Origin of the sequence: Acinetobacter sp. YH12132 (genome assembly GCF_013418645.1) — a bacterium.
GTDB classification, from domain to species: domain Bacteria; phylum Pseudomonadota; class Gammaproteobacteria; order Pseudomonadales; family Moraxellaceae; genus Acinetobacter; species Acinetobacter indicus.
Genome location: NZ_VPBR01000004.1, coordinates 58,042 through 80,744, shown reverse-complemented (window position 1 = coordinate 80,744; position 22,703 = coordinate 58,042). Strand labels below are relative to the sequence as shown.

Annotated in this window: 28 protein-coding genes and 1 pseudogene; 16 read left to right on the top strand and 13 right to left on the bottom strand. The window is 42.2% G+C overall.

Features of this window, described 5'->3' with window-relative positions; all coding sequences use genetic code 11:
* Nucleotides 1-26 precede the first annotated feature (26 nt).
* Together FTU67_RS06000 and FTU67_RS05995 are read right to left on the bottom strand one after the other, a co-directional pair.
* The gene (locus FTU67_RS06000) at nt 27-647 is read right to left on the bottom strand and encodes an aminotransferase (RefSeq protein WP_180006517.1); all 621 of its coding nucleotides are present in this window, start codon (nt 645-647) and stop codon (nt 27-29) included.
* A gap of 74 nt (nt 648-721) precedes the next feature.
* On the bottom strand, nt 722-1,204 hold the full coding sequence (locus FTU67_RS05995) for a CinA family protein (protein WP_005177742.1): 483 nt from the start codon (nt 1,202-1,204) through the stop codon (nt 722-724).
* A gap of 209 nt (nt 1,205-1,413) precedes the next feature.
* Between FTU67_RS05995 and FTU67_RS05990 the strand changes: the two genes are divergently transcribed.
* The 4 genes from FTU67_RS05990 (at nt 1,414) to FTU67_RS05975 (ending at nt 3,058) form a co-directional block, all read left to right on the top strand.
* Nucleotides 1,414-1,647 carry a hypothetical protein gene (locus FTU67_RS05990; protein ID WP_005177745.1) on the top strand — a complete coding sequence of 78 codons (234 nt, stop codon included), beginning with the start codon at nt 1,414-1,416 and terminating at the stop codon, nt 1,645-1,647.
* A gap of 177 nt (nt 1,648-1,824) precedes the next feature.
* Nucleotides 1,825-1,968, top strand: coding sequence for a hypothetical protein (locus FTU67_RS05985; RefSeq protein WP_168395233.1), 144 nt, complete (start codon nt 1,825-1,827; stop codon nt 1,966-1,968).
* A gap of 118 nt (nt 1,969-2,086) precedes the next feature.
* Nucleotides 2,087-2,419 (top strand): hypothetical protein, encoded by a 333-nt coding sequence (locus FTU67_RS05980; RefSeq protein WP_160241333.1) that lies wholly within the window; start codon nt 2,087-2,089, stop codon nt 2,417-2,419.
* Between the two features lie 402 nt (nt 2,420-2,821).
* The gene (locus tag FTU67_RS05975) at nt 2,822-3,058 is read left to right on the top strand and encodes a hypothetical protein (RefSeq protein ID WP_005177751.1); all 237 of its coding nucleotides are present in this window, start codon (nt 2,822-2,824) and stop codon (nt 3,056-3,058) included.
* 377 nt (nt 3,059-3,435) lie between these two features.
* Here FTU67_RS05975 and FTU67_RS05970 read toward each other — a convergent pair whose 3' ends face one another.
* Nucleotides 3,436-3,783: a four-helix bundle copper-binding protein gene (locus tag FTU67_RS05970; protein WP_180061544.1), complete on the bottom strand. Its 348-nt coding sequence runs from the start codon at nt 3,781-3,783 to the stop codon at nt 3,436-3,438.
* A 38-nt stretch (nt 3,784-3,821) separates the two neighbouring features.
* On the bottom strand, nt 3,822-4,058 hold the full coding sequence (locus FTU67_RS05965; protein ID WP_075174873.1) for a DUF2171 domain-containing protein: 237 nt from the start codon (nt 4,056-4,058) through the stop codon (nt 3,822-3,824).
* Between the two features lie 290 nt (nt 4,059-4,348).
* On the opposite strand from FTU67_RS05965, the pseudogene FTU67_RS05960 reads away from it, so the two are divergent.
* Nucleotides 4,349-4,504 (top strand): annotated as a pseudogene (locus tag FTU67_RS05960) (N-acetylmuramidase domain-containing protein); the annotation flags it as partial.
* Nucleotides 4,505-4,532: 28 nt separating this feature from the next.
* Here FTU67_RS05960 and FTU67_RS05955 read toward each other — a convergent pair.
* Nucleotides 4,533-5,117 carry a hypothetical protein gene (locus FTU67_RS05955; protein WP_168391026.1) on the bottom strand — a complete coding sequence of 195 codons (585 nt, stop codon included), beginning with the start codon at nt 5,115-5,117 and terminating at the stop codon, nt 4,533-4,535.
* 153 nt (nt 5,118-5,270) lie between these two features.
* Here FTU67_RS05955 and FTU67_RS05950 point away from each other — a divergent pair, with 153 nt between their 5' ends.
* The 4 genes from FTU67_RS05950 to FTU67_RS05935 all read left to right on the top strand — a co-directional run bounded on the left by FTU67_RS05950 (nt 5,271) and on the right by FTU67_RS05935 (nt 9,131).
* Nucleotides 5,271-5,636, top strand: coding sequence for a hypothetical protein (locus FTU67_RS05950; protein WP_158650429.1), 366 nt, complete (start codon nt 5,271-5,273; stop codon nt 5,634-5,636).
* 457 nt (nt 5,637-6,093) lie between these two features.
* Nucleotides 6,094-6,621 carry a Panacea domain-containing protein gene (locus FTU67_RS05945; RefSeq protein WP_171526645.1) on the top strand — a complete coding sequence of 176 codons (528 nt, stop codon included), beginning with the start codon at nt 6,094-6,096 and terminating at the stop codon, nt 6,619-6,621.
* A gap of 18 nt (nt 6,622-6,639) precedes the next feature.
* A complete protein-coding gene (locus tag FTU67_RS05940) occupies nt 6,640-7,692 on the top strand; it encodes a hypothetical protein (RefSeq protein ID WP_168391025.1) in 1,053 nt (350 codons plus the stop codon).
* Between the two features lie 278 nt (nt 7,693-7,970).
* Nucleotides 7,971-9,131 (top strand): MFS transporter, encoded by a 1,161-nt coding sequence (locus FTU67_RS05935; RefSeq protein WP_075175222.1) that lies wholly within the window; start codon nt 7,971-7,973, stop codon nt 9,129-9,131.
* 48 nt (nt 9,132-9,179) lie between these two features.
* On the opposite strand, the gene FTU67_RS05930 is transcribed toward FTU67_RS05935, so the two are convergent.
* Nucleotides 9,180-10,667: an amidase gene (locus FTU67_RS05930; RefSeq protein WP_180061543.1), complete on the bottom strand. Its 1,488-nt coding sequence runs from the start codon at nt 10,665-10,667 to the stop codon at nt 9,180-9,182.
* Between the two features lie 197 nt (nt 10,668-10,864).
* Here FTU67_RS05930 and FTU67_RS05925 point away from each other — a divergent pair, with 197 nt between their 5' ends.
* Entirely contained in the window at nt 10,865-11,356 is a 492-nt protein-coding gene (locus FTU67_RS05925) for a hypothetical protein (protein ID WP_034597534.1), read from the top strand.
* Nucleotides 11,357-11,420: 64 nt separating this feature from the next.
* Here FTU67_RS05925 and accC read toward each other — a convergent pair whose 3' ends face one another.
* Genes accC through aroQ form a run of 3 tightly spaced genes read right to left on the bottom strand, consistent with a single transcriptional unit; the run spans nt 11,421 to nt 13,697 of the window.
* Nucleotides 11,421-12,785 carry an acetyl-CoA carboxylase biotin carboxylase subunit gene (accC, locus tag FTU67_RS05920; protein WP_005177767.1) on the bottom strand — a complete coding sequence of 455 codons (1,365 nt, stop codon included), beginning with the start codon at nt 12,783-12,785 and terminating at the stop codon, nt 11,421-11,423.
* A 17-nt stretch (nt 12,786-12,802) separates the two neighbouring features.
* Nucleotides 12,803-13,225 carry an acetyl-CoA carboxylase biotin carboxyl carrier protein gene (accB, locus tag FTU67_RS05915; RefSeq protein ID WP_005177770.1) on the bottom strand — a complete coding sequence of 141 codons (423 nt, stop codon included), beginning with the start codon at nt 13,223-13,225 and terminating at the stop codon, nt 12,803-12,805.
* 16 nt (nt 13,226-13,241) lie between these two features.
* Nucleotides 13,242-13,697 carry a type II 3-dehydroquinate dehydratase gene (gene aroQ / locus FTU67_RS05910; protein ID WP_005177772.1) on the bottom strand — a complete coding sequence of 152 codons (456 nt, stop codon included), beginning with the start codon at nt 13,695-13,697 and terminating at the stop codon, nt 13,242-13,244.
* Nucleotides 13,698-14,760: 1,063 nt separating this feature from the next.
* Between aroQ and FTU67_RS05905 the strand changes: the two genes are divergently transcribed.
* From FTU67_RS05905 to FTU67_RS05880, 6 genes are all read left to right on the top strand, one after another.
* Nucleotides 14,761-15,018: a hypothetical protein gene (locus FTU67_RS05905; RefSeq protein WP_005177774.1), complete on the top strand. Its 258-nt coding sequence runs from the start codon at nt 14,761-14,763 to the stop codon at nt 15,016-15,018.
* A 3-nt stretch (nt 15,019-15,021) separates the two neighbouring features.
* On the top strand, nt 15,022-15,768 hold the full coding sequence (locus tag FTU67_RS05900; RefSeq protein WP_016658159.1) for a hypothetical protein: 747 nt from the start codon (nt 15,022-15,024) through the stop codon (nt 15,766-15,768).
* A gap of 496 nt (nt 15,769-16,264) precedes the next feature.
* The gene (locus FTU67_RS05895; RefSeq protein WP_016658158.1) at nt 16,265-16,681 is read left to right on the top strand and encodes a YeeE/YedE family protein; all 417 of its coding nucleotides are present in this window, start codon (nt 16,265-16,267) and stop codon (nt 16,679-16,681) included.
* A gap of 1 nt (nt 16,682) precedes the next feature.
* The gene (locus FTU67_RS05890; protein ID WP_005177782.1) at nt 16,683-17,105 is read left to right on the top strand and encodes a DUF6691 family protein; all 423 of its coding nucleotides are present in this window, start codon (nt 16,683-16,685) and stop codon (nt 17,103-17,105) included.
* Nucleotides 17,102-17,977, top strand: a complete 876-nt coding sequence (locus FTU67_RS05885) for an MBL fold metallo-hydrolase (RefSeq protein ID WP_005177784.1) — start codon at nt 17,102-17,104, stop codon at nt 17,975-17,977. The genes FTU67_RS05890 and FTU67_RS05885 overlap by 4 nt, the downstream gene beginning before the upstream one ends.
* Nucleotides 17,978-18,118: 141 nt before the next feature.
* Nucleotides 18,119-18,883, top strand: a complete 765-nt coding sequence (locus FTU67_RS05880) for an alpha/beta fold hydrolase (RefSeq protein ID WP_180061542.1) — start codon at nt 18,119-18,121, stop codon at nt 18,881-18,883.
* 13 nt (nt 18,884-18,896) lie between these two features.
* Here the strand turns inward: FTU67_RS05880 and FTU67_RS05875 are convergent, their stop codons facing one another.
* From FTU67_RS05875 to tssK, 4 genes are read right to left on the bottom strand one after another with little or no spacing between them, the layout of a single operon-like run.
* A complete protein-coding gene (locus tag FTU67_RS05875) occupies nt 18,897-19,859 on the bottom strand; it encodes a M15 family metallopeptidase (protein WP_180061541.1) in 963 nt (320 codons plus the stop codon).
* Nucleotides 19,856-20,500: a hypothetical protein gene (locus FTU67_RS05870; RefSeq protein ID WP_180061540.1), complete on the bottom strand. Its 645-nt coding sequence runs from the start codon at nt 20,498-20,500 to the stop codon at nt 19,856-19,858. Before FTU67_RS05870 ends, FTU67_RS05875 begins: the two co-directional genes overlap by 4 nt.
* A gap of 14 nt (nt 20,501-20,514) precedes the next feature.
* Complete coding sequence (icmH, locus tag FTU67_RS05865) at nt 20,515-21,321, bottom strand: type IVB secretion system protein IcmH/DotU (protein WP_005177793.1); 807 nt, start codon at nt 21,319-21,321, stop codon at nt 20,515-20,517.
* A gap of 12 nt (nt 21,322-21,333) precedes the next feature.
* Nucleotides 21,334-22,698, bottom strand: coding sequence for a type VI secretion system baseplate subunit TssK (gene tssK / locus FTU67_RS05860; protein WP_005177795.1), 1,365 nt, complete (start codon nt 22,696-22,698; stop codon nt 21,334-21,336).
* Between the last annotated feature and the right edge of the window lie 5 nt (nt 22,699-22,703).

The following is a 22,703-nucleotide window of genomic DNA, read 5'->3' as shown; positions in this document are numbered from 1 at the left end:
ATATTTTTTTCGCTCCATTTTTGCTGTTATTGAGAATTGCTGAGTAGAACCGGATCTTCAATCGGATAGCCCATTTCAAACGGAATGCCTAAATATTTCACAGTCACCAGCATTTTGGACTGCTGCGGGATGTTATAGGCCTGGTGAATGTTCAAGCCTTGCTTATAACTGGTGGCTTGCTGGACGGTACTGCGGAAGTTCCCCGCATCAACCCGATAGCAATACTGCCACTGCGGCACTGGTTCCGTACCATTAATCCAGTCGGCACGACGTTTGCTACTGTGCAAAACCTTAATTTGTGCCTGTTGCGTTCTAAGCTTGGTTAAGGGGTTTAGGCGGTTTTTAATTTTGGCCAACTCGGCATTAAAGCGGGTAGGCTGCTGGTCATAGTCAATCTTTTTGGTTTTGGGGTTAATATACAGCGAATTGACCTGAACCAGCTGATTCGGCTGTTTAGATTTAAAGTTGTAATAATACAGCTGCGGCAAACGGCCACGGCCATCTTCATAATGGCGCAGCAGATAGACTTTTTGATCTTTCTGGTCATAGCCCAGCACTTCAATCCGTTGCTGGCCGCCGACGGTGGCAGAACTGATGATGGGCAGACAGGCTAAAGCAGAAAATAATAATGGTTGAATCAGTTTCATACTTCGACTCCACATTACAGGATATGGTTTTACTTTAAGCCAAAATCATGGAGAAAAGATGAGAAACAGTGTATCTAGGCGGGTGAAGATAAAATAAGCGCCAATACTTCCTGTGCTACCAATTGGGTCAGCTGATCCAGCCGTTCAATCGGGCTGCCATCGAGCAGATAATGAAAATTATGCAATTGCTGCTGATAGTGAATGGCAATATAAAAAGTGCCTTCGGGTTTCTCTGCAGAGGCGCTGCCACCGGGTTTTAGCAAGCCGGTACAGGCCACCACAATATTGGCCTGTTTAAACAGAGCCTGGCCATGCAAGGCCATCTGCGCGGTAATTTCCGCAGACTCCGCCGTGTAATGCGCAATCAGTGCCGGATCAATCTGTAACAGGTTGGCTTTAATACTTGGGTCATAGCTGACCAGCGCCCCGAGTAAAATATCTGCGCCGCTATTTTTATAAATTGAAAACTGGCTGCATAAATAGCCTGAACTGGCACTTTCAATAAAGGCAATGGTCAGTTGCTGTTGTTCCAGCGCATCACAGCAGCGTTTCAGCATGATGAATCTCCATTTCTTCTTCTTTTCCAAGCGATTTTAAGCGAGATCAGCCTCAATCTTGTTGCTGATTCAGGCATTTAGCGCTAAAGATAGCGCGTTCCGGTTTCAATTGTATAGCAGTTAGGCGAAACTCGAAATTATCGGTTTATTCTGCTGCAAAAGAATGGTAAAACTAAAAATAAAGTGCTTAGTGAAAGTAGGTTAATACAATGAAAACGATTGTGAAATATATGGTCTTAAAAGACCTCGACTACCAGTTAGGAACCTTACTTTTCCAGGAAGAATTACAGGCCGATGCTTTATATTTTGACCAGATTCCTGAAGTAATTTCTTATCAGAACCATCAGTTTAAAGTGATTAGTAAAGAACTGAAACGCGTCCAGAATGCAGCAGAGCCAGAAAACCTACAACGTATTATTGTCAAAGTCGTGACTGTGGCATAACACGGAAAGTCGCCTGCGGGCGGCTTTTTTTATCTACCTTATTTTTAAAAACTGTTGCAAGAACAAAGCCTGAATTAACAAGAAAGCTGAAATATTGACCAAAGCCATACAGCGCGGCTGTCTTAAATCATGAACAATAAAAACAGTTCAACACAACAATAAAGACAGGAGTCGATGATGGCTAAACCAGAAAAAAACTCGAATGAAAAGACCCAGCAACAGCAACCTCAGCCCAAGACCGATTCACAAGTGATTCCAAATAAAAAGAATCCGCATCCACAACATCCAAGAGATAAACAGGATACCGCCGTACAGCGCTAAGTCTGGGGGATGTTTATCCATCAGCTCCTAATTTCTCATAGTTCAATCAAACGTGTTGCAGGGCAGGAAGCATCAGTATAGCGCAGAGCTCGCAGCAGTTTGATCAAGGAGATGCAAGATGAAGATCGGTTTATTATTTGGCATGTTTGCCAGTTGTACGCTGATGGCATGTCAAAGCGTACCTTCTACACCAGCACAACAGGTAGATGTGACCAAGTCCTTAGGTTTAAAGCAGTGTGAGGGGGATGATCCCAAAGTGCGTTTACAGCAGCTGAAAGAGCAACTGCAGCAGGCCGGGATAGAAGTTTATAATGAAGCACTCGGGCATGATGGTCTGGTACATATTACCGTATGTGGTGCCAGTACCGGCCAGACTGCCATCTTTACCATTTCGGCAACACAACTGGGTGCGGCGCAAGGCTTGGGTTATCAGCTAACGCCAGCACCTTAGTCAATAAAATGTGATAAGTAACGTTTTGAAATTACTTTGAAAAATATGACTTATCGTTTAAAAAAAATAAAAAATGGAAGCTTTTGCCAATGCTGGAAATCCAGGAAAATAGGACAATTTTAATCAGGAAATATGCGCTGTAAATTCTTATTTTCTCTTGACTTTTCTCTTTATGAGTTTGAGTCCATACATCCCTCGTATGGACTCTTTTTTTGCCTGGATTTTAATAGAAATGTAATTTATTAAAATATTTTAAACAATGGTAAAAATCGAGCAAAGCTAAATAACTGATATTTTTTATATTATATATCTATATATTATTTTTTCTATATTCTTAAAAATGAAACTTTTGCTACTTATATTTAAAACTAATGAATAAAGGTTAAAGTGAGGTTAAAGCAGATGAACGATGTCAGCTTGGAGTTTTTAAATCAGGCCATTGATAAGTGCCTAAAAGAGGGCAAGAAACCGAAAAAACTACGTTTGGGCTATAAATTGTATGCGCATTTTATGCATGATATGCGTTTTTCCAAGGAAGTCCGAGATTCTGCACTCGATCCGGACAAGCGCCGTTATCGTGGAATCAAGCTAAAAGTGACCCAAGATGAGTATGAATTAAGTTTTGTGGAAAAAGAATAATCCGTATTTTTAAATAGATAAAAAAAGTAAATGTTATTTTTTGCTAATTTTGGTGATATAAATTTAATATAAATTACCAAGTATTCTGGATTTATATACATGTAGGGGATGTATATTATAAATAGGTGAGCTTTTGTAATATAATGCAATTGGTCATATCACTATTTATTGGTATAAGAACAGAACAATAATAAGAAAGGAGTATGGATATGAAAGTGAATACACGACGGTCTTTAGATATTACGGTTCTGGTGAGTGCTTCATGTATTATCACCTGTCTGATTTACTTATTAGGGCAAACCAGAGTCGTGCTCTTTTAAAAATAAAAACCACCTTCGGGTGGTTTTTATTTTCCAGTTGAGATTCGTTAAACCATATTAACCTTCAATCTGACAGGCTTCTGCGCAGGCACGACAGGCGCGGGCACAGTTTTGACAATGTTCATCTTCATGCTGGCCACATTCTTCGGCACACAGTTCACAGGCTTTGGCACACAGGTCCATGGCTAAATGATGTAGCTCCGAGTTGCGAACTTCAAAGGTAACACAGAGTTTGCAGGTTTCAACACAGTCCAAACAGCGCTGGATGCAGGTTCGCATCATCTGCACATGTTCTTCGTGTAAACAGGCATCTGCGCAGCGTTGACAAGCAACAATGCATTCCAGACAGGCCTGTATTGAAAGCGAAGATTGTTGAATGGATGAAAGATGTGGCAGCTGATTCATAAGCAGATCCTCGAATAAAGTCCGGTTGATGTCAAAATTTATTGCGGTATTTCAATCCAGGTTTCTTGTACTTCTTGCAGGTTTTTAATCAGGATTATACGCTGCTCACAAATATCACCCACCCACGATAGCGGGATCAGATGTGCTTTGCCTTCGGCATCCTGACTTAATTGGATTCGATCTAAATCCAGAAACTGTTCAATTTGGCCCAGATGAACGCCGTTAGCGGTAAAGACCTCCGCATGTTGTTGCACATGATGACGAAACTTGGCCATACTGCTGCCTCAAGAACAGGATTTTTTCACTCTAATGCAAGCTATCGTACAAAAGATGAAAAGCAATAAAAGCGATACAAATCAGCGGCAGATATTCACGTCGTATTAAACGGTTACATGCTTTTAAATAGAATAAAGAGAGGCGTGGGTTTTATTTATATACAAAAGTATTTTATTTATGACAGGATTGTCCTATTTATATCAGACAGTTTAAGTGTACTAGCTCAAATTTAACCTGACAGGCACAATAAAAAATGGGTAACTGTCAGATCAGGTTTGAGCTAGTACATGATGCGATGTGTCGATTTATTGTGACAAATAAGCTCATTAATGCACTCAAAAATAAGGATTGGAAAGCATTTGCACGTGGCTACAATGGTGCGGCCTATGCTAAAAACTCTTATGATGTGAAGCTTGGTAATGCGTATAAGAAAGCCCTCAAGTGAGGGCTTTTGCTTAAATTAACTTTGTTTATTAATAGCTTGGAGCGGATGTCCAAGTTTTATTAGATATTACTTCAGAGCAAGGAGATGAGTTTGCTACAGGCGATTGACTTAACTTAATTAAAGTCGCTGCTTGTAACTCCATTTCTTTTGCTTTTTCCAAAGACAGGCTCGAATAAGCCAAAGCTACAGAGGCACAATTTGCCCACGTGTGAACATTGTTACTGTCTGATTCCGCAAGTTTAAAATATTTATCAGCAAGAGCTTTCATCTGATTGCCTTTATCCTCACTTGAGGCTTTGGCTGATGCAGATTGTAATGTGAGAACCGTTGTTGAGTTTGGAACACCTGGCTTGTATGCCTCTATGGTTTTGTCATCCACAACACGCATACCATAAGTAATGTTGTTGGTTGGATTTGTGAAAATATAATTTCCACTCGTATCTTTTAGATAAGTGGATGTTTTATTAGGCTCAACAATTGTGAGACTATTTTCTGCGAATTTAACATTGATAGAGTAGTAGCCATTTTGAATAGCATACACCCCATCTGTAGCCGCAAATGTACACATGGATATAACCGAAAGCGCTATTATCCCCAGAATATTTTTTTTCATTTTTAAGTCCCTTTATAGCAACACTTTTACTAAATTAATCGAAGCGTCATCCAAAAGACATCCTAATATTGGGAGTATCCCTATTTAAATAGTCATGCTATATATGAAATTTTAAGCAGCATTTCAGAGTTAATTTTTTAAGGGGAATTAAAGATGAAGACTTTAAAATTATTTGCAGCTATGACTATGTGTTTTTCAATTTTTGGATCCACGCAAGTAATAGCTGATGACTCTCCTAATACAGCACTTGCAGTTTGTTGGGAGACTAATTCAGGTAAATATCAATGTGATGGACCAACACAAAGACTATCAACCTCCTATACGACATTATCAGAAGCCTTGAGCTTATCTGGTTGTTCTACTGGAAGAGCGGTACAAACCAATTATCTGACACATGCAAGAACTGGCCGTCAGTATGCAACAGTTTACACCTGCAACTACACACTGAAACCAGGTAACACTGCCTCATATACAACCAACAGAGATGTGCGTGGTTGGTGGGATGGTATTATTTATTAATTTCTTTCTATTAAAAAAGCCCGCTGATTGCGGGCTGTTCTTCAAATTATGCAGTAATTTCCTTTAAGCGCTCAATCATAAATTCTTCATCAAGATCGAAAGATTTAGCGAGTTTTAAGTTGTTTTGATAGGCTTTTGGCGGCTAGGTAGTAGACACATGGTAGAAACCCCAACATTCCAAGGGGTGTCCGAGTAAAAAAATATAGTGTTAAGTTTGACCATAATGTGGTCTGTGAAACAATATGTATGTTCCACAGTATTGCATATTTGCGGTATATGTTATTAAATAGAGTGAAGGGCAGTATAGTGAACAATAAGTTCCGATCTGTCTTTTTTTGACTATAAAATATTGATTTTGGAAATATTATGAACACCTTCACTGAATTCCGACAATGTTAATCCTTAGATTTTTCGATCTGGGTCTTGTTGATTTAAGTGTTAATTTTGGAGGTGAATAATGAATAAAAGAACTACTGCAATCGATATTGCAAACTATATTGTAGATGTTGTAAATAATAATCCAGATATGAAAGGTATTTTGACGCCTATTAAATTACAAAAAATTCTATATTATGTCTATGTAAACTGCTTGGTTAATCGTAACGAGAAACTGTTTGAACAACCGATTGAGAAATGGAAATTTGGACCAGTTGTAAGCGACGTTTATCATAGTTTTAAAATGTTTGGAACGGGCCACATAGACTCTACTATTTCAACATTTGAATTTTCAGATGAAGAAAATGGTGGTTTTTCCTTAAAGGAAGTTAAATTTGACCCAAATAGCCTTTCATTAAATCCTGAAGTTCAAGATGAAATTCATTCAACGATTAAAGCTTTAATAAATGAAAAGCCTTTTGATTTGGTTGAAAGAACGCATGGAGAAGAACCTTGGAGGCTTTTGGAAGCTCGGATCCTGGCTGGAGAAAGGGGCTTGATTTATACAGATCAAGAAATTAAAGACTTTTTTTCAAAAAAATCTTATTAAACTTAGGCAGAGTTAGTTTTGGATACGCAAACCGATATACTCAATATTTTCGTATCACGTTTAATATCTAGCCCTGCTCATGATGAAGCCATAAGAAGCTTAATAAAAATTTTTGATCAAGTTATTATTAAAACTAGATGTTTGCCAAACTTTGATATTCCATATGATGACATCACTGAGTTGATTTATGACTATTCTCAAGATATTAGTCTTGAGGAGTTAGACTTAATGATGGAAGAACTTGAAGGCCGATATCAGGAGCTATATCCCCTCTTAGACGATGGCAATAAGCATCCTAAACATAAGTGTTTAACTAAGTTTAGAAGACACATATATTTAGCTGCGACTCAAAAAAATTACATTAACAAAGTCACTCAACAAGAGGCCAAAATTGCGAGAAACACTGCAATATCTGCACAAGAAATATCAAGAAGAGCAGAAAAAATCTCAACTGAAGCGGAATTATTGGCTAAGAAATCTGAGAAATTAGCAAATGAAGCAGACGCTCAAGCTAAATCAACCATAGCAAACTATATTTCTATTCTAGGCATATTCGCTTCCATTATTTTCACGCTTTTTGGTGGCGTAAACCTTATTGGATCAACTGTAAAGCTATTAGAAGTAAATTCTAGATGGCCGTATTTAACCTTTATTATTTCACTATTGATGATCTGTTTACTGACATTATTGAATACGTTGGTTAAATGGATTAACTCGATGAGTAATTTAAAAAGAGCATTGGAGAATCAGAATCGAAATGATGGTTTTACGATTGGTAAAATCAGTGTTTGGAAGCCATGGACATGGGATTTTTATAGCAAGTCAGTTTCATCATTCCTAATAATTTTACTAATAAGTTTGGCTGGTATGTATAACGTAAATAAGGAGCATTTATTTACTGTAACTAATGAAACTACCACTAAAATGGTTGCTGCCACGCCACCAAGTGTAGAGCCTAATAAAAAACCGTCAGAAACTGTTGAGACAACAGAAGTTAAAAAACTAACTGTAACTAATAAGATTAAAGAGGATGCAAGGGAAGAAAATAAAGAGGAAAAAACGGAGAATTGATAGTAGGCAGAGTAACACTTGAAGTGCGACATAAACCACCTAAGAACCCCATCAATCCATCACCTCACTTAATGCAACGTGCTTTTCATCAAATTTAATCATAAAATTAACAATATTTCTGTCATATACTGCGGTCTACAAAAAATTAGGAAAAATATTTTTTTAAAGTTTGTAGACTGATTTGTAGACAGTTGAACTGCAATCAAGGACAAACTTATGCAAGGCTATGCAACCTTTGAATATTTTAAGTTATTGAAAATACAAGGATATGCAAGCTAATGCAACCTATTCCAATTCGACACAAACTAAGTGGATTCTACTTTTTCTACTACGCCATTGTTGGAACCTTCATGCCGTTTTGGAGCCTGTATCTGGAAGATCAGGGCTTTAATTATCAGGAAATCGGGATTCTGTCTTCCATTGCAATTATCACCCGGTTTTTTGCCCCTTTTATTTGGGGCTGGATTGCCGATAAATCCGGGAAACGCATGTTGCTGGTGCGTATTGCCACCTGGATGGAAGCCTGTATCTGGTTCATGCTGTTTATCATTCCGAATAGTTTCCAGTCAGTGGCATTGTTGATGCTGATTTTCAGCTTTTTCCAGAATGCCATTTTGGCTCAGTTTGAAGGAGTGACCTTATTCTGGCTGGGCGATCAACGTGAACAGCTGTATGGCAAGGTGCGTAAATGGGGATCGGTCGGTTTTATTGTTGCGGTATTTGGTATCGGCGCGTTGCTGGAAATTATTCCAATCTCCATGCTGCCAGTATTGTTGCTATGTATCGCGTTTCTGGCATTTATCTGGTCTTTTAGCATTAAAGAACCCAGCGCTGCACCTAGTTCCCAAAAACAGCTGGAACCTTTGTGGCCAGTGTTAAAACGGCCTGTAGTGGCCTGTTTTTTCCTGATTGAGTTTATTCTGCTGTTTTCGCATGCGCCGTTTTACAGTTTTTATAGCAATTATCTGAGTCAGGCTGGTTTTAGTACTTCAATAATTGGTTTGTTGTGGTCAGTAGGCGTGATTGCGGAAATTATCATGTTTGCTTATGCAACCTTTTTCCTGTCGCGCTGGTCATGGCGAACGCTGGTGATGGCCTGTTTGCTGCTGACCGGTTTACGCTGGATTATTGTGGGTATGCTACCTGACAGTTTTATCGCCCAGTTTTTTGCCCAAACCATCCATGCCTTTAGTTTTGGCTTATTCCATGTGATTGCGATGCGGGTGATTTTTCAGAATTTCAGCTTGGGGCAGCAAGGGCGAGGACAAGCCATCTATAGCACCATGTGGGGTATGGGTGTGGCGTTGGGAAGTATTCTGGCCGGTTATTATTGGGATATTTTTTCAGGGCAAACGGTCTTTATCTGGGCTGGCTTATCTACATTACTGGGTTTGTTGCTGGTCTTTGGTTTACCGAAACAGCTACAAAAACAGGCATAGCAAAAGCCAGTCATACCGACCGGCTGTTGAATCAGGCTATTCAAGTCTTTAAATTTTGATGTGTTGATATTGCGGGAACCACGGCTGAGCCTGTTCCAGTTGTGCAGCCAGTTGTAGTAATACATCTTCACGAGCAAAAGGTGCAATAAACTGTGAACCCAAAGGCAAGTGCTGTTTATTCCAGTACAGCGGCACAGACATCGCCGGTAAGCCGGTAATATTGGCCAGCTGGGTAAAAGGTACCCATTTCAGGTTTTCCCGTACAATCTGATCGACCAGTTTGCCTTGGGTTAACAGATGCGCCTGACCGACTTTCAATAAGGCTCTTAACACTGGTTTTTGCCAGGCTGGCGTTTTGACTTCGCCATTCTGGGGCGCCACCGAGGCTGTGGCTGGGGTCAGATATAAATCATACCGGTCAAAGAACTGGTTCATTTGCGTGGTATAAACGCCCCAGTTATTCAGGTTGTGAATATAATCCAGCGCAGAGGTTTTGGCGCCAAATGCGGCCAGCGCCAGTGAATCCAGTTCAAAATCATCATCACGTGAAGGATACTGCGCGCGAATCTGGCTGAGCATATAAGAGAACTGGCTAAACCAGGTGGTAATAAAATCTTTGGCTAGTTGCATGCCATCAATAGCTGGCTGATCTTCAATTACTTCATGCCCAAGGCTGGTTAAGAGTTTTACAGTGTGCTCAATCGCCTGAATAGCATCTTTAGATACAGCGGTGCCAATTGGAGAGCGGGTGCTAAATGCAATTTTCAGTTTTTTTGGTGCTTGCTGCATCAGCTGCAGATATTGACCTTCCGGGCGCTGAATCTTAAATAAAGAGCTGTGTTCTTCGCCGTGGGTTACATCAAGCATGGCAGCGCTATCTCGGACACTGCGCGTCAACACATGCTGAATGGCAGCACCGTGCATGGCTTCACTCATGGACGGTCCCCATGGGGTACGGCCACGACTCGGCTTTAAACCGAACAAGCCGCAATAAGAGGCAGGAATACGAATCGAGCCACCGCCATCGCCGGCACCGGCCAGTGGCACAATACCGGCGGCCACAGCAGCCGCAGAACCACCCGATGAGCCTCCACTATTATGTTTTAAATGCCACGGGTTTTTACAGCTGCCCCAAGCATCCGGTTCGGTAATGCCTTTGATTCCGAATTCAGGAGTGTTGGTACGGCCAAAAGTCACAATTCCGGCCTGTTCCCAACGATTGACAATTTCAGCGTTTGTTTCGGGAATATAGCCCATTCTTTTTAAGCCCTGACAGCCATAAGAAGTCGGGTAGCCAGCGTATTCCTGAAACAGGTCTTTGACCAGAAAGGGTACCCCAGCAAATGGACCCGACAATGGCCCTTGTACGCGTTGCTGGGCATGTTCATGCATCGGAATAATAATTGCATTCAGGCTTTTGCTTTGTTCGGCACGTTGTATGGCCAGTTTCAGTAGTTCCGATGCCTGAATTTCTTTTTTTGCCACTAATTCGGCCAGCCCCAGACCATCATATTTTAAATATTCTTGTAACTTCATTTTCAATCCTGAAAATATAAATTGTCAGAAACTGTTGTAAGAGATTTTGCGCAAAGTTGCAAGGTGAGATTAAAATTTAAACAGTAAAAATCAGCGATTTTTGGGCTTAAAAAAATTGTTGAGTTATGTTTATGCACTAAGTTTATTGCAAAAAATATGCTAACGTTAGCGGGTACTTTATATCATTGAATCAATGTATGAAAAAACTTTATCTCACCAGTTTAATGTTAGTATGTTGCACTGCCGTGATGGCCAATGAAACAAAAACGACAACAACAAATAGTGCTGCCGCAACCGCTGCAAAAGCGCCTGTCAATGCCAATACCGTTCGTGTCATTACCCGTCCTGAAATTGTGGGATTGTGGGGCATGGAAATTCCAAATAACCGCAAATGTATTGAATATTATAATTTTCGGGGTGATAACGATGTCATTATCAAAAGCGGTCAGGAATGGTCGTCTGGCATCTATGACTATCAGCCGGCAGAAGATCCGGCCAGCAGTTTACCTGCCTTAATCATGCAAATTAAATATGACAATAATGAGGTCGATTGTTCCGGTTATCAGGAAGATCAGACCGGGGAGATTTCACAATATTTTGTGCAATGGAAAAACCCGCATACTATTCATTTCTGTAGTAATGAAAAAGCCGAACAGTGCTTTGCCACTTTGCGCCGTGTTTTGCCTTAAAGCTGAAATTCAGCCATAAAAAAACCGCTGAAATCAGCGGTTTTTTATTTTCACAAGGAAACGCTTAGGCTTCCTTGTTGGCACCTTCAAGCTGCTTTAACAAATGCTTTTCCAGGTAGTGAATATCCATTGCCTGTTTGCAGAAGTTTTCATCTTGCAAGATCAGATCTTTATGTAATGGAATATTGGTTTTCACACCGGTCAAAATCATTTCATCCAGCGCCTGACGCATGCGCGCAATACTGGTGCTACGGTCTTTACCATGCGCAATCAGTTTAGCGATCATCGAGTCGTAATAAGGCGGAATGCTATAGCCCGGATAGATATGTGAATCTAAGCGGATACCGGCACCACCAGACGCGTAGAAGTTTTCAATCTTGCCTGGTGATGGCAGGAAGGTTGATGGATCTTCCGCATTGATACGGCATTCAATGGCATGACCTTTCACCTGAACATCTTCCTGCTGAATGTCGAGGCCTAAACCACCGGCAACGCGCAGTTGTTGTTCAATAATATCAATACCTGTGACCATTTCAGTTACCGGGTGTTCTACCTGAACACGGGTGTTCATCTCGATAAAGAAGAACTCGCCATCTTCAAACAGGAACTCGAAAGTACCGGCACCGCGATACTGCATCATCTTACAGGCGTTGACACAGGCTTCTAAAATATCTGCACGTGCTTGCTCTGGCAGGTTTGGTGCTGGTGCTTCTTCCAGAACTTTTTGATGGCGACGCTGTAAAGAGCAGTCACGGTCATACAGATGGATGGCATGGCCGTTACCATCGCCCAGTACTTGCACTTCAACGTGACGAGGCTTTTGCAGGAAACGTTCCATATAGACCGTATCATCACCAAACCACATTTCCGCATCACGCTGCGCCGCTTGTACCGATTCCAGCAGGGTATCGACACGTTCAACAATACGCATACCACGACCACCACCACCGGCAGCTGCTTTAACAATCAGTGGAAAGCCGATTTCTTTGGCTTCAGCCAGGGCATTTTGTGGTGTTACTGCATGGGCAGAACCTGGTACCGTCGGTACGCCGGCTTTACGCATGGCGGTAATGGCAGAAACCTTGTTCCCCATTAAGCGGATGTGTTCTGGACGCGGACCAATAAAGATAAAGCCTGAGCTTTCTACAATTTCGGCAAATTCCGCATTTTCAGACAGGAAACCATAACCCGGGTGAATGGCATCAGCACCGGTAATTTCTGCTGCGGTAATAATCGCAGGAATATTCAGATAACTGTCGCTGCTCGCGCCCGGACCGATACACACGGCTTCATCACAGAAACGTAAATGCATCAGGTCTTTATCGGCATCGGAATAGATACCGACAGTTTTGATTCCTAAAGTTTTGCAGGCCCGGGTGATGCGAAGCGCAATCTCACCACGGTTTGCAATTAAAACTTTTTGCAACATTGTGAGTCCCCGTGGTCTTAAGCGCGGTAGCGGAAGAGTGGTTGACCAAACTGAATCACTTCACCATTTTTAACTAGAATTTCTTCAATCACGCCGCTTTGAGTCGCTTCAATCGGGTTCATGATTTTCATGGCTTCGATAATACCTAAGGTTTCACCTGCAGAAACGGTTTGACCGATTTTCACAAAAGGTGCTTCACCTGGGCTTGGTGCTGCATAGAACACACCAACCATTGGAGAAGTTTCAACTGCGCCACGTGGAGAAGATTTCGGTGCTGATGGCAGATCTGCTGCTGGAGCAGGCATTGCTGGAACTGCTGCCGCTACTACTGGACTGCGACGAGTAAGCGCAATCGCCTGATCGCCTTCTTTAACTTCAATCGCTTGTAAGTCAGATTCAATCATCAGGTCGATGAGTTTCTTGATTTTACGGATATCCATGAGACAGTATTCCTAATTAAGATTGCGAAGTGAGTTGAATTTTTTCGATAACGTAGTCAAGTGCAGCAGCATAGCCTTTTGCACCCAATCCGCAGATCACGCCTACAGCTTTATCGGACAAATATGAATGATGTCTAAATGCTTCACGTGCATGCACGTTAGACAGATGGACTTCAATAAACGGGATGGCAACGCCAAGAAGTGCATCACGTACTGCGACTGAGGTATGGGTCAGGGCTGCAGGATTAATAATGATGAATTGAACGCCTTCTTGACCTGCCTGATGAATTCGGTCGACAATGGCACCTTCCCAGTTACTCTGGAAAGTTTCTAGCGAAAATGATGCATTTTGCGCTTGTGTCATGAGCTGCTGATTTATATCCTCAAGGGTAAGGTGTCCATAAACCTCAGGTTCTCGCTTTCCTAGCAAATTTAAATTCGGTCCATGAATAACCAAAATGGTTGAACTCATCCAGCCTGCTCCAATTAATAAGTTGCAAATAGTCTTTGCAAGATGTCTGCAAAGTTTGCTTATTATGGCATGAAATTCCACATTTTTTTTATAATTTCTTTAAATTTACGTGAAAAGCATGTCGCAAAATATGGCTATATCATGCAAACTTTGCATACAATTCGCAATGTTAAAAGATTCCAAATTTGCACGAAATTACGGTTTTTTACATTGTAATGAGAATTGACCAAAACCATTCACAGGTTTGCCGCAAAATAGTTTGATGAGTTTAAGCCCAAGTAGATGGCCTGCATGTGCATCCGGTTTTATCTCTGGATTTCCCCCGGAATGCTATCCCTGAATTTGGGGAGTTTTTATCCTCCTCCTGATTTCTATATTGAATTGGCCGCGTTTTAAAATTTATACCATTCAATATATCTGCTGAGAGGTTGCCGCTATAGATTCTGTTTTATCTGGCTTTAAACTACCGTGTTGCTATCTTTATTTATTATTGAATTACAAATATTTATCTTTATTCTGTGCTTGGGATATAGTACTTAGATCAGTCATTAGCGTGCTGTTTAGATCAGTTTAGCATGTGCTTAATAGTTGGGCTGATCTTTCAGATAGAGGGTGTATTCGAGTATTTAAAGCACCAATAGGAAAAGAGCAATCCTGATCATGGATAGTCATTGTGACGAACACGAGAGCAGGTTGAAGTCAAAAGCGTTAGATTTATTTTCAGGAAGTCATTGACCAATTCTTTCATTGAAAAAGACAGTTTTGTGTCTTTCTGTACGAAAGCCGTTCAGGCAAGGTTGGCAAAATTTGATAGTTCACGTATTGCCTAAACTGGTTTGGCGAGTAGGGCCTTGATTTTAGAATTAAAAAATAACAGTATTGCTTTAATTAAGGGGAAATCTTCTTAAAAGCGACAAATATCTTAATTTAGCCTAAGTAAGACAGATCTATCTAATTCAGCCTGTGACAACTCTGTATCGGCGAAGTGCTGTATAAATAGACAAATAGCCCTGATGTGCTAAGATAAAGACATATTACACACAGTGTGAACAGGAGTTGTCCAATGACAGCTTATACGATTATGAAAGCAGGCAAGGTGGAGGATGATATGATTCCAAAACTGGCGATTCACGCATTCCGTGATGCTTTTAAGCAGGCATGTGCGTCTTCAACTGTGGTGTATGTGAAAGATCAGCAACTGGTACAGCGCCAGCCGAATGGTCAGGAAAGCGTAATGAAGGATGTATCTGCGGCTTATCGTAGTGCGCAGCATCTTCCAAAAACCTTGACACGTAAAAAGAAATTACAGACCGTTCACTAATTTATGCCACAACCCCGCATCAGGATGTTTGCAGGTCCGAATGGTTCAGGAAAAAGTACCATTAAGGAATATTTGTTGCCCCATCATATTGGGGCATATTTAAATGCAGATGAACTCGAATATCAGCTTAAACACTCTGCAGTTTTGCATTTGGACCATTATCATCGGGCATTGAATGCAGCTGCTTTAATTTCCTTTCTAGAACAAAAACAACGACCGCAGGCAAATACATGGGTGCCTTTATTACGTCAGCCACCGGTACTGATTAGTGCAAGCTGCGTACAGTTTGATCCTGCGGAAATCGACTCCTATTTATGCGCGCGTATTATTGATTATATTCGCCTGGAGTTTTTACGTTTAAAGGTGAGTTTTACCTTTGAAACAGTGATGTCGCATATTTCCAAGGTAGAATTTTTACATGAGGCAAAACGCCACGGATTTAAAACCTATCTGTACTATGTTTCCACGGTTGATCCGCTGATTAATATTGCACGGGTGCAGTATCGCGTAGAGAAGGGCGGGCATGGCGTGCCTGAACAGAAGATTAAACAGCGTTACTACCGCAGTATGGATTTATTAATGCAGGCGGTGGATGCCACAGATCGAACCTACTTTTTTGATAACTCGACGGATGGTCAAGCCGCATCTTTTCTGGCCGAGATTGAAAATGCCGAGCTGTTAAAAATAAATCCCGAGGCGCAGGTGTTGCCAGAGTGGTTTGTAGAGAAAGTTTTAAATGCTTTTGAGTAAGTCAGTTCACTTGGATGGGTACTCATCTCTATTTCTGATCAGCAGCTTTAAAACGCCAAGAAATTAAAGCCAAACTACATAATATTCTGCCGAAGTACAAAATTCCCCGAGGATATATTCGGGGGATTTGCCCAACTATCAAGATCAGCTAATTAATTCACATGATTTTTCTAGCAAACTGTTTTCCATTTACGACCTGTAAGGCGGTTTATTAAACTAAAATAGTCTTTATCCAAGTCCTATTTTTAGAGATGTGCTGGCCGCGCTAAGCCTCTAGTCAGTGGAAGCTTTTTTATTTTCCTTATTTTTTAAACGCTTCATTCTCATTCCTTTATCCCTAAAATAGCCTAAGCAATACTCTCCTTAATCAGCAAATGACAACGCAAAAGCCAGAATAAAGGAAGGGGGGAGGATGGTTAGCTCTTTGTAAGAAAGGATAGCTATTTATTGATATTTTATATATTATAAAAACATATAATGTTTTGGGTGTATGGCGATGCATGATTTCCTGATTGCGTTTTTAGGTGGTCTTTTATTAGGGGCCGCCGTGGTCGGCTATTTATATGTGAACGGACGAATCGCAGGGATTAGTGGTTTGCTGGCTCAGGTGATGCAGCCAAGCACCATCTTTAAAACACCGGCGCTGTGGTTTTTATTGGGACTGTTTGTTACGCCGTTTATTTATGGAATCTGGCAGCAGCCACAGATTGAACTTGACGCCAGACCACTCATGATGGTGGTGGCCGGTATTTTGGTTGGTTTTGGGACCCGTTTAGGTTCGGGTTGTACCAGTGGTCATGGTATTTGTGGAATCAGCCGTTTATCCAAACGTTCGATGGTAGCGACCTTGACCTTTATGCTGACGGGCGTATTGACAGTGTATGTCATCCGCCATATCACAGGAGCATTCTAAAATGAAAAATATCTGGGCGTTTCTATTTGGCGGATTATTTTCATTGGGCCTGATGATTTCGGGTATGTCCAATCCGGAAAAAGTACTAGGTTTTCTGGATATTTTTGGGGATTGGGATGCCAGTCTGGCTTTTGTGATGATGGGTGCCATCGCCGTGGCTTTTATTCCGTTTCAAAAGGCAGTACGTCAGGCCGAACCTAAGACGGTGTATCATGAGGCCATTGAGTTACCGCGGCAAAATCAGCTAGATTCTAAACTGATTATCGGCAGCGCTTTGTTTGGGATTGGCTGGGGAATTGCCGGCATTTGTCCTGCACCTAGCTTTACGTTAATTGGTTTGGGCTATTATCAGGCGCTGTACTTTATTGCTGCGATGATGTATGGCATGTATCTCCATCATCGACTTTTAGGGAAAAAATCATGACCGCTACGCCAGTTGTACAACATTTTTTTGACAAAGAGACCAATACATTCAGCTATGTAGTGACCGATCCAGCCACGCAGCAATGTGCAATTATTGATAGCGTCTTGAATTATGATGCGGCTTCAGCATCTACCTCGACTGAAGGTGCAGACGCAATCATTAGCTATATTCAGCAAAATAGCCTAAGCGTTGAGTGGATTTTAGAAACCCATGTGCATGCAGATCATCTGACCGCAGCCCAGTATTTAAAAGAAAAGCTGGGTGGAAAAATTGCCATCAGTAACAAGATTATTGTGGTGCAGGATACGTTTGGCCGTATTTATAATCTGGATTTGAAATATCTGAATGCGCATCAAGCCTTTGATTATCTGTTTGATGATCATGAGCAATTCAGTATTGGTGAATTAACGGCCTACAATATTCCAACACCAGGGCATACACCGGCCTGTTTAAGCTATGTGATTGGTGATGCAGTCTTTGTCGGCGATACCTTGTTTATGCCGGATTATGGTACTGCACGCTGCGATTTCCCGAAGGGTAGTGCAGAGCAACTGTTTGATTCTGTGCAAAAACTGTATAAGTTGCCAGCACAGACACGGGTATTTTTATGTCATGACTATCTGCCTGAAGGGCGTGAGGTCTTTATACACGAAACCAGTATCCAGCAGCAAAAAGCCGAGAATATCCATATTCACGATGGTACGCAAAAAGCTGAGTTTGTAGAAATGCGTAATCGCCGTGATGCCGGTTTATCGATGCCAAAACTGATTCTGCCTGCCATTCAGATCAATATGGTGGCCGGACATTTCCCTGAACCGGAAGCCAATGGCACGCGCTATCTGAAACTGCCACTCAATTATTTCAACAAATAAACTGGATCGGCCAATGCTTTCGTGCAACTGGCCGATATTTTTGAACCGATACAAAATAGCCTAAGCAAAAATACAATTTTAATAAAACACTTATCCTATAATATCGAGATAGCCAAAACCGATGCATTCAAGGAATCAAAAATGCTGCTCAATTTCCAGACTTCACAACAACATCTATCAAGCACCGACATTCCGGTTGTTCTTATTCATGGTTTATTTGGCAGCTTGAGTAATTTAGGTATGCTGGCACGTGCGTTACAGGAACGTTATCCGGTCATTCAGATTGATGTGCGTAACCACGGAAAATCGGAACATTGCCAGAGCATGAGCTATACCGAGATGGCGCAAGATGTACTGGAAACCCTGGATGCGATTCAGGTACAAAAATTTATCGTGATTGGCCATTCCATGGGTGGAAAAATTGCCATGCAACTGGCTGACCTTGCACCAGAGCGAGTGGAAAAACTGGTGGTGCTGGACATGACACCATTTGCCTATCAGGAAAATCATCATGATCAGGTGTTTGATGCGCTATTTGCTGTCAAAAAAGCACAAGTAGAATCGCGCCAGGATGCCACCCAGATTATGCAGCAGCATTTGCGTGAAGATGCGGTGATTCAGTTTCTGATGAAATCGTTTAGTAAAGGGCAGTGGTTATTTAATGTCGATGCGCTTTATGCATCTTATTCGAAAATTTTATCTTGGCAGCCAGTTCAGGTGGATGTGCCAAGTTTATTTATTCGTGGCGGCGCCTCTCCGTATTTATCTAAACCGGAACACTATGCTGCCATTGAACAGCAGTTCAGTCAGGCCAGCATTGAAACTGTTGAAAATGCTGGCCATTGGCTGCATGCAGAGAAAACTGCTGAAGTGGTTGATAAAATCCAGCAGTTTTTATCTGCATAAGCCCGGTATTGTTTTAATCAAGTGCATTGGCCATCAGCTGACCTTCCGAGGTCAGCTTTTCCGCCATTTCCCGGGTTTTCTTTAAGCCTGGCATCCGGTATTCGGTATGACCATAATCTTTAATGGATTTCCAGCGGCCACCCCAGGTCAGACCAACCGACTCCGCCACTTCGCCATACAGTTCATAACCGCGCATTGCCCACGGGTCACGCTCGGAAATCACCACTTTGCCATTGCGTTTAAAGGCCACATCGGCGGCTAAACCAAATTGATGATAGCTTTGATAACCACGGGCACGGGTGGTGTTTTTATTTTTGGACAGCGAGTTTTGTCGCTCCGGACTACGATAACCCTCCAATAGCACCAGCTCATAGCCGTGGCGTTCTTTCATGATTTTAAACACCATCAGCAGGCGCTGTTTATAACGCGGATTCATCTTATGCCACTTTCGGTCAGCGCTCACAATTGATGGATTGACATGAGAATGAGCATGTAAATCTTCCACCGCTGGATCATAACTATGCTGATCTGCCGGCACAGCCGCCCACTGATTTTCCAGTTGCATGGCCTCAACCACGGCGGCTTCAACCAGTGCTTCTTCTACTTCAGGTGGTGGCGACAGCATTTCACCTTCAAGCAGGGCATAAACTTGAGGATCGACTTCTCTTAAATAGTCAGCTTCAATTTTGGTGGCGCTAATCGGGCGGGTAAAGGCAAACAGGATGATGCTGGAAAACAGAAAAAATCCGGCAATCAGAATCCACCATTGCTGAATATGCCAATGGGTTTGAGTCTGTTCTGCTGCAGCCGCATGATTAAACTGTTGAGCCAGACTTTTCACCGAGCTCAACTGTTTTTTGCTGTTGGGAATAAGTGACTGAAAACCGGATAATACCTTGGCCCGCAGTTCATAAGACAATAGCAGTGCCAAACTGCAGGCAACAAGCACAAAGGCAATAAAAATAACCGCAATCATGGATGAATAGCAGTGTCCTGTACGCTTACAGTTTCAACTTTTTCTACCGGTTTACGGATGACCGAAATTTGGACACTGGCCTGTGGTGTTTCTTCTGGTTCTACGGCGGCCATTGGTACCACGACCGGTGCAGCCGGTTTAGCAGGAACAGCTTTGGCTGGTGCTGGAGCTGGTTTTGGTGCAGGCGGCTGTTTTGCTGTCGCCGCAGGAGTACTGGCCATGTCTTGCGGAAAGTTCGGAGCTACACGCGCTTGATTTGGCGCAGGCTGGGCAGCAACTTTTGCTGGTTGATGGGCAAAGATTTTACTTAAATCACCATCATTGGGTTGCTGAAATTCAACCGGATGTTCAGTCTGCACATCTTCGAGTTCTTCAAAACTACTAGAGTGATCGGTCATCTGGTTTTTTAATTCTTCCAGTTCTGCCGGCAGTTCCGATGGAGTAACCGCTGGCGCGGCCATTGCCTGAGTGGACTCTGCTAGTGTTGTCGATGGCTGGCCTGCATAAAAATAGGCATAACCGGCTAAACCGGTGACCACGACCCCCGCCACAAAACCGCCCAGACTATATAAAAGTGGCGACGGCGATTTTGGCTTGTTACTTTGTAAAATCCGTAATGAAGTTTGTTTTTCGTTTGCCATGTTTTATCTAAATTTTATGGTAAATGAATGGTGATATGCGCCTGTTCCGTTGGTGCAGTAATCACGTTTTGATATTGGCTCATTGCGCTATTATTCTGGTTGGACAGCATGTAACGCAGGCCGGCAAAGGACAATAAGGCAAAAAGGGCTAAGAACAGCAAAATCCAGAAAAAAGGTAATTCACGGTGAATAATATGTTTGATCTGATCCGGTAAGGCGGCAAAAGGCGAAAACGCGGTTTTCTTGCCTTTCAGATAATCAATTTCATCGCCAACACGCGCCACAATATGGTTCAGCGCTTCCATCGACTCAATACGATATTTGCCCTGAAAGCCCAGCAGCATGCAGTAATGATAAACCTCTAAAGCCGCCAGACGTTCTTTGCCACGACTTCTGAGCTGTTCCAGCATTTCAAAAAAGCGATAGCCGGCCAGCTGCGAACCGAACAGATTGAGTTGTAGGGGATTAATCAGCCAGTGATTCTGCAAATCAAAAAATTGCGGGTCCTGCTGGGTCACAATGGTTTCATCCAGCAAGGCACAATACGCATATTTGGCATCGTGAATATCATCGGCTGAAAACTGCAGTTTTTTTGCCTGGGTTTCAAAGCGGTTCAGCATATCCATGATTTTTTCACGGAATGCTTCAACATTGCCTGGCACATACTGGTTCTTGATCAAGAACACAATATAGAAGCCGTCATGAAGTAAATCGACCAGATTGGCACTATTGCTAATTTTCGGGTTGACCTGTGGTGGGGTCAGACCAGTACCAATCTGACCATCATCAAATAAGGAAGGTGCATGATGTGGAGTATTCATGAAAAAATGTCCTTAACCGTTCATGACAGCAATAAGTTCAATAGAAAGATCCTGGAAGCCGGCCGGCACATAGATACAGATCGATTCCGAGTCGAGCATGCGTTGATACAGGTCATTATTCGGCTCAATTTCAAAATAGCTCACTCCGGAACGTACCGGAATAGCGGTCGGAACCTGCATCAGGTGATGAATTGGAATAGCCGGTAAGGCAGCCATCACGCGCTGTTCAACATCAACCGTATTACCGACTTTAAAACGCAGTGGCACAATCTGGATCAGTTCATGCGCCTGCATCATCGAGCTGGACACGGCAATATACAGACGGGTATCGCGAGTAATCTTGTCGGATTCCAGACTGCCGACCCAATAAGACGGACGGATTTCTTTCAGGGCGATGCTGATATAACGGCTGGAAATAATGGTATCCAGCAATTCTCTCAGAATGACATCCAGCTGTTCAAAACTGTCCTGTAGCTGATGATGCTTATAACGCGGCAACTGATCGACTTCATAGGCCGTCGAGAAGGTCAGCAAAGAACCGGTTAAACGTAATAATTCAAAAAATAGACGTTCCGGATGAATCTGAGGATATTGCAGAACATGACTTAAAGTCGCATGTGCAGTATTTAAGGCATTCACCAGCCAGAACGAAACAATATCGCCAGAACGGAATTCAATCAGTTTTTGTTCATTTTCCCGGTTATTGGTTTGAATGGTTTTGATTTTGGCTTTAATCACATTCAAGGTACGGCGCAGGCCTTGCAGCAAGCTGTCGCTCGATTCAATATGTAAAATTGGTGGAATAAATTTGCGCTCAAACTCGAAATGGCCGGAACTGTGGCGTTTGATTTTGGCCACCGGCAAATAGATAAAGCCATCCATTTCATGATTTGGTTCAAACTGGGCATCCAGCAGTTTAAATTCGGCACGGCGTTTCAGCAGGGTAATATCTGCCGGGGTAGCGTCGGTGAATAAATCATGGGTTTGAGTGAGATGTGAATGGTAACGGCCCGGTTGAGCGCCAGATTCAAACACCACATTATTTTTATTTGGCTGTACAATCGGTAGCGCTAGATAAACCAGCATTTCACCACGCAGATTCAGATCATCCAGCTGTACCGGTTCAGGCAGTAAATCACGTGCTGGCGCCTGATAGATTTCTCCATCTTGCCACAGCATTTCAATACTTTCTAAAGCCAGCACATGGGTATTTAGCTGAGCTTCATCAAACTTTATAGATTGCACGCCATAAGCAAATGGAATAGTGGAACGAACAGTATGGTTCAGGCGCTGTTCATGATAGCTGTCTTGCAACTGAAAATGTTGCGGGCGTAAAAACAAGCCTTCGCCCCAAAGAATTTTATCTGCTTTAAACATGGCAC